Annotated in this window: 16 protein-coding genes and 1 pseudogene; 1 reads left to right on the forward strand and 16 read right to left on the reverse strand. The window is 41.6% G+C overall.

Going from position 1 to position 16,796, the window contains the following annotated elements:
• Nucleotides 1-3 precede the first annotated feature (3 nt).
• The 13 genes and pseudogenes from ACHUFV_RS23970 to ACHUFV_RS24030 form a co-directional block, all read right to left on the reverse strand.
• The gene (locus tag ACHUFV_RS23970) at nucleotides 4-1,047 is read right to left on the reverse strand and encodes an L-threonylcarbamoyladenylate synthase (protein WP_394238609.1); all 1,044 of its coding nucleotides are present in this window, start codon (nucleotides 1,045-1,047) and stop codon (nucleotides 4-6) included.
• 143 nt (nucleotides 1,048-1,190) lie between these two features.
• A complete protein-coding gene (locus tag ACHUFV_RS23975) occupies nucleotides 1,191-1,634 on the reverse strand; it encodes a GNAT family N-acetyltransferase (RefSeq protein WP_394238611.1) in 444 nt (147 codons plus the stop codon).
• A 166-nt stretch (nucleotides 1,635-1,800) separates the two neighbouring features.
• Nucleotides 1,801-2,784, reverse strand: a complete 984-nt coding sequence (gene spoIIR / locus ACHUFV_RS23980) for a stage II sporulation protein R (protein ID WP_394238613.1) — start codon at nucleotides 2,782-2,784, stop codon at nucleotides 1,801-1,803.
• Nucleotides 2,785-2,898: 114 nt separating this feature from the next.
• Nucleotides 2,899-3,789, reverse strand: a complete 891-nt coding sequence (prmC, locus tag ACHUFV_RS23985) for a peptide chain release factor N(5)-glutamine methyltransferase (protein WP_394238615.1) — start codon at nucleotides 3,787-3,789, stop codon at nucleotides 2,899-2,901.
• A gap of 3 nt (nucleotides 3,790-3,792) precedes the next feature.
• On the reverse strand, nucleotides 3,793-4,863 hold the full coding sequence (gene prfA, locus ACHUFV_RS23990) for a peptide chain release factor 1 (RefSeq protein WP_394238617.1): 1,071 nt from the start codon (nucleotides 4,861-4,863) through the stop codon (nucleotides 3,793-3,795).
• A gap of 122 nt (nucleotides 4,864-4,985) precedes the next feature.
• The gene (locus tag ACHUFV_RS23995; protein WP_394238619.1) at nucleotides 4,986-5,300 is read right to left on the reverse strand and encodes a hypothetical protein; all 315 of its coding nucleotides are present in this window, start codon (nucleotides 5,298-5,300) and stop codon (nucleotides 4,986-4,988) included.
• On the reverse strand, nucleotides 5,266-5,466 hold the full coding sequence (gene rpmE, locus ACHUFV_RS24000; protein WP_394238621.1) for a 50S ribosomal protein L31: 201 nt from the start codon (nucleotides 5,464-5,466) through the stop codon (nucleotides 5,266-5,268). The genes ACHUFV_RS23995 and rpmE overlap by 35 nt, the downstream gene beginning before the upstream one ends.
• A gap of 296 nt (nucleotides 5,467-5,762) precedes the next feature.
• A complete protein-coding gene (gene rho, locus ACHUFV_RS24005) occupies nucleotides 5,763-7,028 on the reverse strand; it encodes a transcription termination factor Rho (protein ID WP_394238674.1) in 1,266 nt (421 codons plus the stop codon).
• Between the two features lie 427 nt (nucleotides 7,029-7,455).
• Nucleotides 7,456-8,418, reverse strand: a complete 963-nt coding sequence (glpX, locus tag ACHUFV_RS24010; RefSeq protein ID WP_394238623.1) for a class II fructose-bisphosphatase — start codon at nucleotides 8,416-8,418, stop codon at nucleotides 7,456-7,458.
• A gap of 193 nt (nucleotides 8,419-8,611) precedes the next feature.
• Nucleotides 8,612-9,898, reverse strand: coding sequence for a UDP-N-acetylglucosamine 1-carboxyvinyltransferase (locus ACHUFV_RS24015; RefSeq protein ID WP_394238625.1), 1,287 nt, complete (start codon nucleotides 9,896-9,898; stop codon nucleotides 8,612-8,614).
• A gap of 685 nt (nucleotides 9,899-10,583) precedes the next feature.
• Nucleotides 10,584-10,865 (reverse strand): annotated as a pseudogene (locus tag ACHUFV_RS24020) (transaldolase family protein); the annotation flags it as partial.
• A gap of 152 nt (nucleotides 10,866-11,017) precedes the next feature.
• Entirely contained in the window at nucleotides 11,018-11,875 is an 858-nt protein-coding gene (locus tag ACHUFV_RS24025) for a class II fructose-bisphosphate aldolase (protein ID WP_394238627.1), read from the reverse strand.
• Between the two features lie 283 nt (nucleotides 11,876-12,158).
• Complete coding sequence (locus tag ACHUFV_RS24030) at nucleotides 12,159-12,521, reverse strand: response regulator (protein ID WP_394238629.1); 363 nt, start codon at nucleotides 12,519-12,521, stop codon at nucleotides 12,159-12,161.
• A gap of 300 nt (nucleotides 12,522-12,821) precedes the next feature.
• On the opposite strand from ACHUFV_RS24030, the gene ACHUFV_RS24035 reads away from it, so the two are divergent.
• Nucleotides 12,822-13,442 carry a DUF2529 family protein gene (locus ACHUFV_RS24035; RefSeq protein WP_394238630.1) on the forward strand — a complete coding sequence of 207 codons (621 nt, stop codon included), beginning with the start codon at nucleotides 12,822-12,824 and terminating at the stop codon, nucleotides 13,440-13,442.
• Nucleotides 13,443-13,576: 134 nt separating this feature from the next.
• Here the strand turns inward: ACHUFV_RS24035 and ACHUFV_RS24040 are convergent, their stop codons facing one another.
• The 3 genes from ACHUFV_RS24040 to ACHUFV_RS24050 form a co-directional block, all read right to left on the reverse strand.
• Nucleotides 13,577-15,184, reverse strand: coding sequence for a CTP synthase (locus tag ACHUFV_RS24040; protein ID WP_394238632.1), 1,608 nt, complete (start codon nucleotides 15,182-15,184; stop codon nucleotides 13,577-13,579).
• Between the two features lie 324 nt (nucleotides 15,185-15,508).
• Complete coding sequence (gene rpoE, locus ACHUFV_RS24045; protein ID WP_394238634.1) at nucleotides 15,509-16,156, reverse strand: DNA-directed RNA polymerase subunit delta; 648 nt, start codon at nucleotides 16,154-16,156, stop codon at nucleotides 15,509-15,511.
• Nucleotides 16,157-16,339: 183 nt separating this feature from the next.
• Nucleotides 16,340-16,552 carry a hypothetical protein gene (locus ACHUFV_RS24050; RefSeq protein WP_394238636.1) on the reverse strand — a complete coding sequence of 71 codons (213 nt, stop codon included), beginning with the start codon at nucleotides 16,550-16,552 and terminating at the stop codon, nucleotides 16,340-16,342.
• Nucleotides 16,553-16,796 lie beyond the last annotated feature (244 nt).

The following is a 16,796-nucleotide window of genomic DNA, read 5'->3' on the forward strand; positions in this document are numbered from 1 at the left end:
TTTTTACACTTTTAGCACGCGCTGACCGGCCGCCTTCATCAGCCGATTCATAATCGCATTTCCTACGCCTTCATTCGAAAACATCTCACTATAAATCAATTCAATGTCCTGTTTGTTGAAGCTTCGCAATGCTTCATAAATCGAGCTGGCAACCGTTTCAAGGCGCCCGCGCTCGCCGCAGGCAAAGACAAAGTCGGCATCATAGTAGGCTTCATTCTCCTTTGTCGTAAGAACGCCCACCTTCCTGCCTTCTCTCCTTTGTTCATTTACCAGCCTCTGAATCGCTTCCCTTGTTCCATCGACTAGATATAAAGGGGCATCCGGTGCATAGTGGCGGTATTTCATGCCAGGTGATTTTGGCGCTTCCTTTTCGTCAGCCAATGCCGGATCGACATGAACTTCACCGATTACTTCTTCCAGCTGCTCCTTTGTGACACCACCGGGTCGAAGGATAACCGGAATGGCGGTCGTACAATCGATTACAGTTGATTCCACTCCAACACCTGTCGGGCCGCCGTCCACAATTCCCGCAATCCTGCCGTCGAGATCTTCTTTTACATGCAAAGCCGTTGTTGGACTCGGCTTGCCTGAACGATTCGCACTTGGCGCCGCAATTGGCAGACCGGACTGCTTCAATACCGCCATCGCCACCGGATGATCAGGCATTCTCACTGCAACCGTCTCCAATCCAGCCGTTGCTTTATTGGAGAGAAATCCCTTTTTCAACGGAAAAATAATCGTTAATGGCCCTGGCCAAAAACGGTCCATTAAATATTGCGCTTTAGGGGAAATTTCCTCCACAAAGTCTGTCAGCTGGCTTTGCTCAGCAATATGAATAATTAACGGATTGTCACTTGGACGTCCCTTTGCCTCATAAATCTTGTTAACTGCTTGATCCTCTTTCGCATTTCCGCCCAAGCCATAAACCGTTTCAGTCGGAAACGCCACTACCTCATTTTTGCTTAAAAAATCAGCGGCTTGTTGAATTTGTGGATAATTTTCCAGATTATCCACAAACTTATCCACTGACCAATAATTTGTAATCATCATTCTCCACCTTCAGAAATACCAAAATTTACGCTAATTTCCTTTGAAAGTATAAAAGAAGATAGTGAACAACTCAAGTCTTATCCACAAATTGTGGATAAAAATCTTCATTTTGTGGATAATTTTGTGGATATTAGCATGTTTTAGAGAGAAATTTTTAGAAAAACCGAGTTATCCACAGTAAGAATGTGTTGAACATGGCCAGCTCGGGATAAAACCGGCGGCAGCTCCGATTTCTTAATCTGTTGAAAACCCAAAAGCTCAACAAGCTTTACCGCTCCAATTTTATTCGTGGCCATAAAGATTTCCTTCATGCCCTTTTCAGTCGCAAGCAGGAAAATCTGCTCGAATAAAATATATACATCATTTTTCATCGTTTGCGACGTCATTACCAACGAGCGCAGCAGTCCAACTTCACCAAACTGTTCAATTCCTATTGTTGCCTGAATGTCACCTATTTCATCCTCCATAATGAGGAAAGAATCAATGGTTCCCTTCACACCCTCCGCACTCAGCCCTGCACGTTCTAGAAAAATCTTTAAGTTATCTACATCATCTGTGATTGCACACCGAATCACTGCGCTCATAAAACTCCCCCCTAGTTTCATATCGTTAAACTATTAATATGAAAAAATAGAGAGAGTAGAACCTTTATTTTTATTTTCTGGCCGGGTGGTCATTAGGTAATAAAATTGGATGTGGATAACTCCTTCATACGTGTAAAAAGGAAAGAAGTGTAGCTTCTTCCCTTGCTTAACCAAATAGACTATCCCATATTTCTTTTACAAAAAACTTCACTTTAACCGGCTGTTCATCTTCACTTGTGTATACAGGTGCTGTTTGCTTGGAGTTAGCCTGTTCGACTTCCATTTCCTTTGCAGCTTCCCTCTTTTCATCTGTTGCTACAGTGGACTTCTCTTCATCAGATGATTGTGTTTCAGTTTCAGCTGTTTGTGTTGAAGTTACAACCGTTTCTGCTGCTTGCTTGCGATGATCCTCGTTATCCCTTGACGGCTCTTCTTTCTCAACAACTACGTTGCTTACCACTGCTGCTTCGATATTTTTTTCCTCCGCAGCTGCCTGTTCCTTGCTGTCCTTTTGTTCAGTGGACTTTACTGGTTTATCCTTTTGCTCAGAAGGTCTTTCTTCTGGAATAGAGGATTCTTCGTTGTCTGCTTTCTTTTTATCATCGTTATCAGCGATCTTCTCTTCTTCATCAAACCCTTCGCTGACAGCTACGCCGCTTGAGAAATCAAGGAAGCATAATGGCGGGAATAACACGCACCACCAATTGGCGCCTTCTCCGTCGCCAAGGGTAATAAGAATCGCTTCATACTGACCTGCTGGGTATAAAAATTGTCCGTAAAGCTTCGTAGGAAAATCTACTAGACCGAATTCGACCTTCACGCTTTGATTCACCTGTTCTTCTTCAAGCACCTGCTCAGCAATCCTCTGAATGTCTGGCATACCAGCCTTGATTACTTCTCTTGCTTCCTCTTTTGAAGTAAGAGCTGATACCCATTGGGTAATCTCCTTGTTAACCTCATCACGGACCATTCTCTTGATCGCCTGATCCTCCCCACTGTCACTGTTGGCAAGAATACGCAGGCGAATCGCATCATTTGGTATGATGACAGCATCGTTTGCCGTTACTTCATTTTTAGGTATATATAAACTTAAAATGGTTCCAATTGATAGGATAAATAGATAAATGATTGCTAGATTTTTTCTTTTCATGTAGAACACCGCCCCTTCACTAACCCATTGTGGACAGGAAGGTGGATTTTTAAACTAGCAAAAAATGAAAAAATTTTTTAATAGATTCGGTGTCAGGCACCGAAAATGGACACTTTAGCCATTTTGTCCTTTTGTGGTGCCTGACACCGGGTTGATTTCCATGAATACCATTCTGTCTTTTCCATTGATGTCATATACCGTTTCTATGTGTGCCTTAGGGAAGGCTTGATGCAGGAGTTGTGATACATCCTGACTTTGTCCCGCTCCTACTTCAAATCCGACGAGTGATTTTTCTTTTAAAACAAAAGGAAGCTCTTCGGCAAATCGACGGTACAAATCAAGTCCATCCTCGCCGGCAAATAGGGCGCTATGGGGCTCATGATCTGTCACGACAACGGACATCTCTACCATATCTCCAAGTGGAATATAGGGTGGATTGGAAATCACCACATCAAACCTCTGACCAGCTTCGATAAACGGCTTCAGCAAATCACCTTTAACGAAGGTTACATCCGCATCAAGCTGTTCTGCATTGCCAGAGGCAACGGCCAATGCACTCTCCGAAATGTCACTTGCCGTAACTGACAGCATCGGCCGCTCTAATTTTAACGAAATCGCAATTGCCCCGCTGCCCGTTCCAACATCAGCAACCGCCACAGACTGCCCATCACCAAATAAACGAGATATCCGCTCCAATGCTCCGAGCACAAGCTCCTCTGTTTCAGGCCTTGGGATTAACACACTCTCATTCACTCGAAACCTGCGGCCATAAAACTCCTCATGACCGATTATGTACTGGACCGGCGTCCCCTCACCGTGAAGCTCTACAGCACCACGGAAATGGTCCTCCACTTCAGGCTCCAGCTCCTCACGCAGATTCGCCAGGAGCTTTGTACGATCCATCTGTAATAAATAACGCAGCAATAATTCTCCGGCATTTTCGTCACGATTCTTTTCTTTTAAAAAAGAAGAAGCCCATTGAAGAGCTTCGTAAATTCTAGCCATATCTTAATCCTCTGCGCTTTCCAGCTTGCTTGATTGTTCTTCCATAATAAGAGCATCAATGATGTCATCGATTTTCCCTTGAAGAATTTGATCAAGCTTTTGGATGGTTAGACCAATACGGTGGTCTGTCACGCGGTTTTGCGGGAAGTTATACGTACGAATTCGCTCAGAACGGTCACCTGTACCAACCGCCGATTTACGCTGCTGATCATATTCAGCCTGCGCTTCACGCTGGAATTTATCGTACACACGGGCACGAAGAACCTTCATCGCTTTTTCTTTGTTCTTAATCTGGGATTTTTCATCCTGACAGGAAACAACCGTACCTGTTGGGATATGAGTTAAACGAACGGCTGACATGGTCGTGTTAACACTTTGTCCGCCTGGTCCGCTGGAAGCAAACGTGTCGACACGGATATCCTTATCATGGATTTCCACTTCCACTTCCTCTGTTTCAGGAAGAACGGCAACGGTTGCAGTAGAAGTATGAATACGGCCGCCAGATTCTGTTTCAGGAACACGCTGTACACGGTGGGCCCCATTTTCAAACTTCAGCTTGGAGTAGGCACCTTTACCGTTAATCATGAAGATAATCTCTTTATAGCCGCCGACACCTGTTGTGCTCGCCTCGATGACATCCGTTTTCCAGCCTTGCGCTTCAGCAAACTTGCTGTACATGCGGTATAGGTCTCCAGCAAACAGTGCTGCTTCATCACCGCCGGCAGCACCGCGGATTTCCATAATAACGTTTTTATCATCATTAGGGTCTTTCGGGATCAAAAGAATTCTTAGTCTTGCTTCCAATTCTTCGATACGGTCCTCTAATTCGGAAAGCTCTTCCTTCACCATTTCACGCATTTCCGGGTCAAGCTTTTCCTCAAGCATTTCCTTTGCATCACTTAATTGCTCTTTTACTTCTTTGTATTCGCGATAGGTTATAACAGTTTCCTGTATATCAGACTGCTCTTTTGAATAATCACGCAGCTTATTTGTGTCACTTACAATTGCTGGATCACTTAAGAGCTCGTTCAGCCTATCGTAGCGATCCTCCACAGCTTGAAGACGATCAAACACGGTCATTCACCTCATTTATTTAAAATAGATCATTTAAGTATGTTAAAGCGTAAAAATTAGTAGTACTCATATGTCGTTAAAATCTCATCACCATACGCATATCGTTCCACATGCATAACATTCTAATTATAGTATAGGCAATATTCTTCGTCAAAACCCCATTTGGAAGCAAAAGAACCGTCCCTCTGCTTCTTCGGTTCTCCTGCTTCCAAATCTTTGAACATCAAAAAACAGGCAAGATTGAAACTTGCCTGTTTTTGTTTGTTTAACATTTTATTACTGTCCAACTCCAGGCGCCATCGGCTCGAGGTCATAAGCCAATCCGTCAAGAAGGTTAAAGAACAACCTTCATGCCGGCTCGTCTTATGCTTGTCGCCGATAAGCGGGCGCCTTCCGTTTTCATTACTTGATACCGTATTTTTTGTTGAAACGATCAACACGACCGCCAGCTTCAGCGAACTTTTGACGTCCTGTGTAGAATGGGTGACATTCTGAACATGTCTCAACACGGATTAATTCCTTAACTGAGCCAGTTTCAAATTCGTTACCGCAAGCACATTTCACTGTAGCTTTTTTGTAATTAGGATGAATTCCTGATTTCATTCCTTTTCAGCTCCTTCCGCCCTGAATCTCTCGAAACAGAGTTATATGTTACAGCGTAACAATTATACGCTATTTATTACTGAAAAACACTCTTCATATTATAGCAAGGACTATTTTGAAATGCAACTTCTGTTTTATTCCTGTTTTTTAGTCACTGTTAGACATGGTTGTTGATTTCCGTTTCAGGCACTTCGCTTTCCGCGGGCGACCGCAGGAGTCTTCGTGCCTTACACTTCAATCAACAAATTAATTTTATAAAAATTAATATCAGCTACAATTTAAATTAAATCACTAACCTAAGAACGCTTTGCCTTCATTTCATCACTTAATGCAGCAAAGAAATCCTCATTTGATTTCGTTTGCTTTAGCTTGCGAAGGAATTTCTCGGCAAAGTCTGGCGCGTCTGACATGGATTTACGGATAGCCCATAATAGGTCAAGACGATCCTTTGGAATTAGAAGCTCTTCCTTACGCGTACCAGAGCGACGAATATCGATAGCCGGGAAGATTCTTCTTTCAGCCAAGGAGCGGTCAAGGTGAAGCTCCATATTACCGGTTCCTTTAAATTCCTCATAGATAACATCGTCCATACGGGATCCTGTATCAACAAGCGCCGTTGCTAAAATGGTTAAGCTTCCACCTTCTTCAATATTACGTGCCGCCCCGAAGAAGCGTTTTGGACGGTGGAACGCTGCCGGGTCAATCCCCCCTGACAATGTACGGCCGCTTGGCGGAATAACAAGGTTGTAAGCACGAGCCAATCTCGTAATACTGTCCATTAAAATCACAACATCACGCTTGTGCTCCACAAGGCGCATCGCACGCTCAAGCACGAGCTCCGCTACTTTAATGTGGTTTTCCGGTACCTCATCAAAGGTTGAGCTGACAACGTCACCGGCAACAGAGCGTTCAATGTCTGTCACCTCTTCCGGACGCTCATCGATTAATAGAACGATTAACTCTGCTTCCGGATGATTTGTTGTTACACTGTTGGCGATTTCTTTAATCAGCATCGTTTTCCCTGCTTTCGGAGGGGCCACAATCAGACCACGCTGACCAAATCCCACCGGTGCCACGACGTCCATAATACGCGTTGAAATATTTTTATGTGTCGTTTCAAGCTTCATTTGTCTGTTTGGATATAATGGAGTCAGGCCAGGAAAATGAACACGTTCCTTCGATGTTTCCGGGTCATCGCCATTCACCGCTTCAACCTGGAGCAAGCCGAAATAACGCTCATTTTCTTTAGGAGGACGAACTTTACCCGATACCTTATCCCCGTTTCGTAGATCAAATCGGCGAATTTGTGAGGCTGAAATATAAATATCCTCTGAACTTGGAGAGTAATTGATCGGTCTTAAAAATCCGAAGCCCTCTGATTGAATAATTTCGAGGACACCTTCCATGAAAAAGTACCCTTCCTGTTCAGCACGTGCTTTTAAAATGGCGAAAATTAATTCCTTTTTTGTGAGCTTGCTGTAATATGATACCTTATATTCGCGAGCTAATTCGTAAAGCTCCTTTAACTTCATATTCTCTAAACTTGATATATTTAATCCCATGATTCCACCACTCTTTTGAATTTTCAATCATTCCCTCCACGAGCAGAACATTCAGGCAGTATTGTATGAAAGGCAAAAGGAAAGATTTTTTTAACACTTGAGGTTCTTACTTTTTTGAAGAATGTCTTATACGTGATTTTGAATATTCGAAGACAAAAATAATGTTTATTTTACCCTCTCTTGTGAAACTTAACAATATTTATTTTTTAAAAATAGGGAATGAAAGGTTTTTTATCTATATGAAAGTGCAACAGCTATTCAGAAGTAAACAAGTAGCTGTTGCTTTATCTCTTCTGAAAGGAAATTTCTCTATATGGAAGGCTATATCATGCCCTGCCATTGGCAAGGCGCTTTTTTATTGCTCTGCGCCTACCCCCTCGAGTCATAAGCTGGTCGGGGGGTGATCAAGGCGCTTCTGCTTTTCATATTATCCAATAACTAAATTAGGCTTTTTCTTTAAACTATGTGTTCCTTCAATGAAACGAACGGTACCTGATTTTGCACGCATAACGACAGAATGTGTGGTTGCGTGTGAGCCTTTGAACTGAACTCCGCGCAGCAATTCTCCGTCCGTAATACCCGTTGCAGCAAAAATAGCGTCGTCACCTTTTACTAGGTCATCCATTAGAAGAACCTTGCTTGGGTCTACTCCCATACTTAAGCAGCGCTGTAATTGAGCGTCATCCTCTGGTAGTAGCTTCCCTTGAAGTTCACCGCCAAGACATTTCAATGCAACTGCCGCAAGTACACCCTCAGGGGCACCGCCTGCTCCAAATAAAATATCAACACCTGTGAAGTCGAATGCTGTATTGATGGCTCCTGCCACGTCACCGTTATCGATTAGCTTAATTCGTGCGCCTGCTTCTCGGATCTGTTGAATAATGTGAGCATGACGTTCACGGTTTAATATCGTTGCCACGACATCTTCAATATTTTTATTTTTCGCCTTCGCTACAGCTTTAAGGTTATCAATCACTGGTGCATTGATATCGATACAGCCCACACATTCTGGCCCAACAGCAATTTTATCCATATACATATCTGGGGCATGCAGAAGGTTTCCTTTATCCGCAATCGCAAGTACGGCAAGTGCATTCCAGCCGCCTGCAGCAAGGATTTCAGTCCCTTCTACCGGGTCAACAGCTACGTCAACCTCTGGTCCAATACCGGTTCCAAGCTTTTCACCGATATACAGCATTGGCGCTTCATCCATTTCACCCTCACCGATTACAACTGTTCCCTTCATATCAACCGTGTTGAAAATGTCACGCATGGCTGTAGTTGCAGCATCATCTGCTTCATCCTTCTTACCACGACCCATCCAACGTGCAGATGCCTGTGCAGCTCCCTCTGTTACACGTACCAACTCCATTGTTAAACTTCTTTCCACTGTGTTTCCCCCCTAGTATTTCCCTTTGTATGTTAAACAAAATTGTTGATTTCCGTTCAAGGCACTTCGCTTTCCACGGGCGACCGCCGAGCCTCCTCGACAGTCTCGCTTCTCCCGTAGGAGTCTTCGTGCCTTCCACTCCAATCAACAAGTTTACCAAAATAAACAATAGGCTTTAAACACTGCCTTGAAATCAAGCATTTTTCGTTTGTTCGATTTCATCCTTGGATAAGTTTTCGCGCCAAACGGTGGCACCTAATCCGTTTAATTTTTCTACCATATGACTGTAGCCGCGATCAATATGTTCAAGCCCTGTTACTTCTGTGACACCTTCAGCCATAAGACCGGCAATCACAAGCGCAGCTCCTGCACGCAGGTCACTGGCTTTTACCTTGGCCCCCTCAAGCTGTACCGGTCCATTAATAACGGCAGAGCGTCCTTCCACTTTGATGTTAGCATTCATTCGTCTTAGCTCATCAATATGCTTAAAGCGAGCTCCATAGATCGTATCCGTAACAATACTCGTTCCCTCTGCCCTTGTTAATAGAGAAGTCATCGGCTGCTGCAAATCTGTTGGAAAACCAGGATACACAAGCGTTTTAATGTCGATTGCTTTCATTTTCGGAACGGAACGGACAAATATTTGATCATCATTGACCTCAATATGGACACCCATTTCTCGAAGCTTGGCAAGCAACGATTCTAGATGCTGCGGAATCACATTATCCACAAGCACGCCATCACCAGCAGCAGCGCCGAGAATGATATATGTACCTGCTTCAATTCGGTCAGGAATAATCGTGTGTCGGCAGCCATGAAGCTGGTCGACTCCCTCAATCCGAATCACATCCGTACCGGCACCTTTTATTTTTGCCCCCATATTGGTCAGCAGTGTAGCAACATCAATAATCTCCGGCTCTTTTGCCGCATTTTCAATAACCGTACGTCCTTTCGCACGAACCGCTGCCAGCATGATATTAATTGTTGCTCCTACACTGACAACATCCAAGTAAATCCGTGCGCCCTTTAGTTCATCTGCTCGCAGATAAATAGCACCCTGTTCATTGGTCACTTGTGCTCCAAGTGCTTCAAACCCTTTAATATGCTGATCAATTGGGCGCGGACCAAGATGACATCCACCAGGCAAACCAATCACAGCTTTTTTAAAACGACCAAGCATGGCACCCATCAAATAGTAGGATGCACGAAGCATTTTGACTTTTCCGTTCGGCAGGGGCATGGAAATCATCGTTGAAGGGTCAACCGTCATATCATTGTCGGTAAATTCCACTTTTCCGCCAACCTCTTCTAATAATCCTTTTAAAATCTGGACATCTGAGATATCAGGCAACCCTTCAATCGTTACAGGAGAATCAGCGAGAATAGTGGCAGGAATTAACGCAACAGCGCTATTTTTGGCACCGCTGATTCGAACTGTCCCTTTTAATGGATAGCCGCCTGCAATCATTAATTTTTCCATTTTAAACTCCCTTCAAAGTCATGTTGTATATCAAATTCGCTTGTCGAATTTGCGCCCGGATTTTTATCGAGCTCGCTCGATAAATTACCTTTAAAAAAACCGTGGCATCCGCCGGAGGCTTAACTTCATTCAGCCGGGGTTTAACCCCTCTGAGCCAGAGAACTTATTTCATTCAATCATTAAACTTTAGAAGCGAAGAACTACTGCTGAATGAAGTTAATTCATTCTTCATGCTTACCTTAGAAGATCATGGCTTGTCTTGTCTTTTTCGAAGGCTCTTTTGTTATTCATTTACTCTTAGCTGTGGAACACGATGTTGTTGATTTCCGTTTTTCGAGCGAAGATCAACATGCTAGCATCCATCCTGTACTTAAACACAGCATTTGTTTTGACACCCATTCTTTATTTTACACAAAAAATAAGGGACTTCTATCAAATTGGAAAAATTTTTCCCTATTTCACTAAAATTTTTCTGAAAATACTATATTGGAAAAGTAATTCGCGAGTTTTTTCTTGGGGAATAGGCTGACTTAAGCATCAATCATCTGCCAATGGTTGTGACTGTGCAGTTCAGGAGTCAGTGCCGATGAAGATGGTGGCTGCGGCACTATTTAGATAAGAGCACCAAGCTTTATAAAGCAAGGCACTTTTGATAATTAACTACTCTTTAGTCTTCCAATCAAACAGCCTTCATTCCATCTGGAGTCATTGGGATTTTAACTGTAATATTGGGTGCAATAGCAGCCAATTCTTTTCCTTCTCTAATCATGCCTTCAGCATCAAGAGCGATTACTTCTCCACTTACTGAGCCAGGAACAAGGGTTGCAAATTCTCTCAGGCGGTCATGAAAAGAAATATTTTTTTCTTTAGCAACAAGGGAAGGATTTGTTGTTACACCGGAAATAATCCCAAGTTCATGCGCCTCTTTGATTTCTTCCATATTTGCAGTATCGATAAAAAGCTTTATCAGTATACCCCTCTCGAGTGAAAAATTTACTTATTACAGCTTTTTTATTTTTTACAGAAGGATTTTAAATAAACAAGAAGTAAGTGGTATGTACTAATGCATTGAAAACCGCCTTTAAAAAAGGCGGTTTCCCTATAAACAAACGTTTCGATTTACGCTTTACCTGAAGAACCAAACTCACCAATCTTGCCGATAACCGTTGCTTTGATTACTTCACGTGCAGGTCCTAAGTATTTACGTGGATCATAGACTTCTTTATCTGCATCTAAAATTTCACGAATACGTTTTGTTGATTCAATTTGATTTTCTGTATTCACGTTGATTTTGGCCGTACCTAAAGAAATAGCCTTTTGGATATCCTTTGTTGGGATTCCAGTTCCGCCGTGAAGTACAAGTGGTACACCTGTTGCATTTCTTACTTCTTCCATTTCTTTAAAGCCTAAGTTTGGCTCACCTTTGTATGGACCGTGAACAGATCCAAGCGCAGGTGCTAGTGCGTCGATACCTGTACGTTTTACAAGCTCTTCACACTCTTTTGGATCAGCATAGATTACGCCGTCCGCTACTACATCGTCTTCCTGTCCGCCGACTACTCCAAGCTCAGCTTCAACAGAGACACCCTTAGAATGAGCATATTCAACGACCTTTGAAGTCGTTGCAATATTTTCTTCAAATGGATGATGTGACGCATCTATCATAACTGATGTAAAGCCAGCATCAATTGCTTCTTTACATTTTTCAAAACTAGAACCATGATCTAAGTGAATCGCAACTGGAACAGTGATTTTTAGATCTTCTAATAACCCTTCAACCATTTTTACAACAGTTTTGAATCCACTCATATAGCGGCCTGCACCTTCAGAAACCCCTAGAATTACTGGTGATTTTTCTTCTTCTGCAGCTTGAAGAATCGCTTGAGCGTACTCAAGGTTATTTACGTTAAATTGGCCGACTGCATAGCCTTCTGATTTTGCTTTGTTAAGCATTTCAGTCATAGAAACTAAAGGCATATGTGTTCCTCCCTTTTCTTTATGGTTCATTCCATATAATACTTATATCAGTTTTCCCTTTAGAGCTGAAAGTATGTAATAACTATATACAGAACGAAGGAATAAACATCCATTGCAAATTCCAATTTGTATCATATCAAAATAATAATAGAAATGCTAATGTTCTAACAAAGTTTTACACAGTGATTTTCAACCTTAAAAAAGTAAACCGCTTCCAAGTGCATAGGGAGTACAATCTGCCTGAAAATGTCTTTTTTTTGTCTATTTTTCGTCTTTTTAGATTTTACTGTGCCAAATATTTAGCAACCGCAACACGGATATCTTCAATATCAAACGGCTTTGCAAAATGCGTTATCGCACCTAAGTCCATCGCTTCCTGAATCATATCCAATTCCCCATATGCTGTCATGAGCACAACTTTAATATCCGGAATCATTTCCTTCATCCGTTTTAAAATTTCAATTCCATCCATACCTGGAATTTTCATATCAAGCAGCACCAAATCTGGTACATTATCCTTTACGATTTCCAATGCCTGCAGACCATTCGCAGCCTGATACGTATCATACCCTTCTTTTTGCAATACCTCATTTAATAATATACGGATTCCGAACTGATCATCTACAATAAGTATTTTCTTTTCCATTGTGACACCTCTTCCTCTGCATTAAGTTTCTAGTATGTTGATTTATTTTTTCAATTTCACTTTTAAACAGATTTACTCTATATTCATATTACATTCTACTTTCCCTTTTGAAAATCCTTCCTGATTTATATGATTAATAAGAACTATTCTATAACACAATATACCTAGCCTATAAAATCTTTATAACAAAAAATGAAAGACAATATAGAAAAAGGTAAAATGCAGGTGTGCTTATGTTTACAGACTATTCTGTTACTTAACTAAAGTGTACTAGTATAGGTTATTTTCTTAATTCGATACATGTGTGTTAGTATATGTATTGTTTGTGTATTACAGCCAAGCTATATTCCATCAAAAATTATATTTCTATATAAACGTCTACTTGGAGGAGATAATTTGTTAAAAATTTTTGCAACCCAGCTAAATGGATTATTCACAAAAATTCGCGATGAACAAATGGAGGATATGGAAGACGGTGCACGTTTGCTGGCTCAGGCCATTATCGCTGACGGAAAAATCTATGTGTACGGCACAGCTGAAATGGCAGCCGTGGCAAGCGAAGCTGCCTATGGTGCCGAGCCTCTCACCCACGCAGTTGCTTTGACACCAGACGATATGGAACAGGTCTCCAGCGTTGACCGTGTACTAATTGTAACCCGCCATTCAACAGATACAGAAGCTTTAGCCGTAGCACAAAAACTTGCCGATCAGGGTATTTCCTTTGTAACATTGTCCACACATCAAGAATCAGAGGAGGAATCGATTGCAGAGCTTGCCGATGTCGCCATCGATCTATCGCTGCGTAATGGATTGGTTCCGACTGACGACGGCGGACGATGCGGATATCCCTTCTCTATGGCCGCGTTGTACGCATATTATGGGTTAAAATTTACAATTGACGAAATTTTGGCTGATTACTAAATAACTTATTTTTTAAAAAGGCTGTTTGCAGATGAAACCTTCTCCTTTAACCAAGGAATGTAAGTTGACTGCACACAGCCTTTTTCTTTTTCCCAAAAAACAAAAAAGCCTTGCAACAAACAAGGCTTTTCTGCTTACTTTTCTTCTCTATCTTTCAAAGACGCTCCGATAAAGTCACGGAATAACGGCTGTGGACGGTTTGGTCTTGAGATAAACTCCGGATGGAATTGGGATGCCACGAACCAAGGGTGGTCCTGAAGCTCCACGATTTCCACTAGACGGCCGTCAGGGCTTGTTCCTGAGAATACAAAGCCTGCCTTTTCCATTTGCGGGCGGTACTGATTGTTAAACTCATAGCGGTGGCGATGACGCTCATAAACCACTTCATCCTGGTATGCATCGTATGCTTTTGTACCTTCAGCCAGCTTACATGGATATAAACCAAGGCGAAGTGTACCACCAAGATCTTCAATATCCTTTTGCTCTGGAAGCAGGTCAATAATCGCATGCGGTGTTTCTGGATAAATTTCAGATGAATGTGCTCCTTCTAAATGAAGAACATTGCGTGCATACTCAATCGATGCAAGCTGCATGCCTAAGCAAATTCCAAGGAATGGACGTTTTTGTTCACGAGCATAACGAATGGCAGAAATTTTCCCTTCGATTCCGCGGTCACCGAATCCGCCGGGAACAAGCACTCCATCCACATCATTTAAAAGATCTGCTACATTCTCATCATTTACATCTTCTGAGTTAATCCATTTAATATCAATTTTTGAATCAAATGCATAACCAGCGTGCTTCAACGCTTCAACAACAGATAGGTAGGCATCCTGAAGCTCCACGTACTTTCCAACAAGACCGATCGTTGTCTTCTTAGAAAGATTGCGTACTTTTTCAAGTAAAGCTGTCCATTCTGTCATATCCGCATCACGGCATTCTAATTTCAAATGATTGCAGACGATAGAATCCATCTTTTGCGCCTGAAGGGCTAATGGAATCGATAATAGATGGTCTGCATCTTCACATTCGATTACGGCATTTTTATCAATATCACAGAAAAGGGCAATCTTGTCCTTCATATCCTGTGTCATTGGCATTTCTGTACGAACGACAATGATATTTGGCTGGATGCCAAGGCTGCGTAATTCTTTAACACTGTGCTGTGTCGGCTTTGTCTTCATTTCGCCAGCTGCTTTAATATATGGCACAAGTGTACAGTGAACATACATCACATTATCAGCACCGACATCACTTTTTACCTGACGGATCGCTTCTAAGAATGGCAATGACTCGATGTCGCCTACTGTACCGCCGATTTCTGTAATTACCACATCCGCGTTTGTTTCACGGCCGGAGCGGAATAAACGCTCTTTAATTTCGTTTGTGATATGAGGAATTACCTGAACGGTTCCACCTAAATAATCACCGCGGCGTTCTTTTTTCAAAACAGTAGAGTACACTTTCCCTGTTGTCACATTGCTGTATTTGTTTAGGTTAATATCAATAAAGCGCTCATAGTGCCCTAAGTCTAAGTCTGTTTCGGCACCATCATCTGTTACAAACACTTCACCATGCTGGTATGGACTCATGGTTCCTGGGTCCACGTTAATGTATGGGTCAAATTTTTGAATCGTTACATTGACCCCGCGGTTTTTTAATAATCTTCCCAATGATGCTGCTGTAATTCCCTTTCCCAGCGACGACACAACGCCACCAGTTACAAAAATATATTTTGTCATGATTAAAATTCCCCCTCCATAACAGTTTGTACAAATTCTCTTTTATTTAAAGACAGTAAATAAGTGAAATATGATGAACTTCCAGTTAATGTGGTCATTCATATAAAAATACATGCCAAAGATGCATGAAAAAAGGCTGCCCCTGCTTTTTGGACAGACAAAAAACAATATTGATATAGGGGAAAACCAATAAAAAAACAAAAACGCTCCTCTTACTTCTTCTTACAAAGTAAGGGAGCGCTACTCTCAAAAATTTATCCGTTCCTCGTTTGAGGAGCCCAAAAAGTATTCTACAAGTGTCGACACAAAATGTCAATATGAAAATTACTTATCTAGACCGTCTTCTAAATCATCGGCCAGATCTTCATCTTCTTCATCATCTTCGTCAAGATCGAACTCTTCATCCAATTCTTCATCTAAATCTAGATCGTCATCGTCATCGTCCAAATCTAAATCCTCATCAAGGTCATCGTCGTCATCGTCATCATCATCTAGGTCCAGATCATCATCAAGATCGTCGTCATCATCTAACAGATCATCGTCATCGTCATCTAACTCATCGAATACGTCATCTTCAAAGTCGTCTAACTCTAGATCGTCATCTTCAACAACCTTCTTCGCTTTCTTCTTCTTCTTCGCTTTAACAGGATTGACGATTTCTTCTACCACTTGATCAACTGGGTACCAAACACGCAGTCCCCATTGATTATCGCCAATAGCTAAAAAGCGGCCGTCTATATTTAAATCAGTATAAAATTGAGCAATTCTCTTTTTCAATTCCTCTTCAGTAAGTCCGGTAATGTTTGCTATTTCTTCCGTTAAATCTTTAAAAGTAATTGCTGCTTTTCTTTCTTCCATGATTTCGTAAGCAATCTCTATTAAAGACATTTCCATTATTTCTTCTTTTGAGAACTGAGCTAAACTCAAGATCCGCACTTCCTTTCTATCTAATCCCACATTCATTGCAGCCATATACGTAGCCCGTCCAGTTTAAGAAAATCAGCGAGCATGCTGCTGTACGTATTGATTCATTATGTAATTCTGTATAAACTATGAATCGTGCCATTTCTACGCAAAATACATATTCTTCATTATAAACAAAATATTGGTGTTTATGCTAGCACTAGCTGATGTTTCTAGCATATTTTTCACAACTTATTTCTTTGTAGCCTGTAATTTTTCTTTTAACAGTTTTTTCTTAACAATAGACCTCTTTTTCGGCTGTTTACGAAGTTCCTTCCGGGCTAATAGAAAAAAATAAATGGAAAATAAAAAGAATGGAATGGCTCCGAGCTGTTGTTTGTAAAGATAATACGAAACGGTCAACGCTCCAGTCCAACCCAAAATTTTGAAAATAAACCGCTTCAAGCCTTTCACATCCTGAACTAGAATAAATAAAAAACTCTCCTGCTGTAAAAGCGAAGTAATTTACAGCCTTCCCAATCTATGGATTTCTCATAAGACCATACTATCATTTATATGTAAATTTGTTGTAAAAACACCAAATAATTCTCCATTATTCCAAAACAATTTCATAAAACTGTTACAGCCCTGTCACAATCTTTAACGCATGAAAGCACCGGGGGACAGTCCCCCGGCGCTTTCATGCGGC

The organism is Niallia oryzisoli (assembly GCF_043641075.1).
GTDB lineage: Bacteria > Bacillota > Bacilli > Bacillales > Cytobacillaceae > Bacillus_BD > Bacillus_BD oryzisoli_A.

What these genes read in the sequence shown, in the direction of transcription:
- ACHUFV_RS23970 (WP_394238609.1), bottom strand. Translation starts at nt 1,047, where the DNA reads ATGATTACAAATTATTGGTCAGTGGATAAGTTTGTGGATAATCTGGAA.
- ACHUFV_RS24040 (WP_394238632.1), bottom strand. Translation starts at nt 15,184, where the DNA reads ATGACAAAATATATTTTTGTAACTGGTGGCGTTGTGTCGTCGCTGGGA.
- ACHUFV_RS23975 (WP_394238611.1), bottom strand. Translation starts at nt 1,634, where the DNA reads ATGAGCGCAGTGATTCGGTGTGCAATCACAGATGATGTAGATAACTTA.
- ACHUFV_RS24035 (WP_394238630.1), top strand. Translation starts at nt 12,822, where the DNA reads ATGTGTGTTAGTATATGTATTGTTTGTGTATTACAGCCAAGCTATATT.
- spoIIR (WP_394238613.1), bottom strand. Translation starts at nt 2,784, where the DNA reads ATGAAAAGAAAAAATCTAGCAATCATTTATCTATTTATCCTATCAATT.
- rpoE (WP_394238634.1), bottom strand. Translation starts at nt 16,156, where the DNA reads ATGGCTGCAATGAATGTGGGATTAGATAGAAAGGAAGTGCGGATCTTG.
- ACHUFV_RS24025 (WP_394238627.1), bottom strand. Translation starts at nt 11,875, where the DNA reads ATGCCTTTAGTTTCTATGACTGAAATGCTTAACAAAGCAAAATCAGAA.
- prmC (WP_394238615.1), bottom strand. Translation starts at nt 3,789, where the DNA reads ATGGCTAGAATTTACGAAGCTCTTCAATGGGCTTCTTCTTTTTTAAAA.
- ACHUFV_RS24030 (WP_394238629.1), bottom strand. Translation starts at nt 12,521, where the DNA reads ATGGAAAAGAAAATACTTATTGTAGATGATCAGTTCGGAATCCGTATA.
- rho (WP_394238674.1), bottom strand. Translation starts at nt 7,028, where the DNA reads ATGGGATTAAATATATCAAGTTTAGAGAATATGAAGTTAAAGGAGCTT.
- ACHUFV_RS24015 (WP_394238625.1), bottom strand. Translation starts at nt 9,898, where the DNA reads ATGGAAAAATTAATGATTGCAGGCGGCTATCCATTAAAAGGGACAGTT.
- rpmE (WP_394238621.1), bottom strand. Translation starts at nt 5,466, where the DNA reads ATGAAATCAGGAATTCATCCTAATTACAAAAAAGCTACAGTGAAATGT.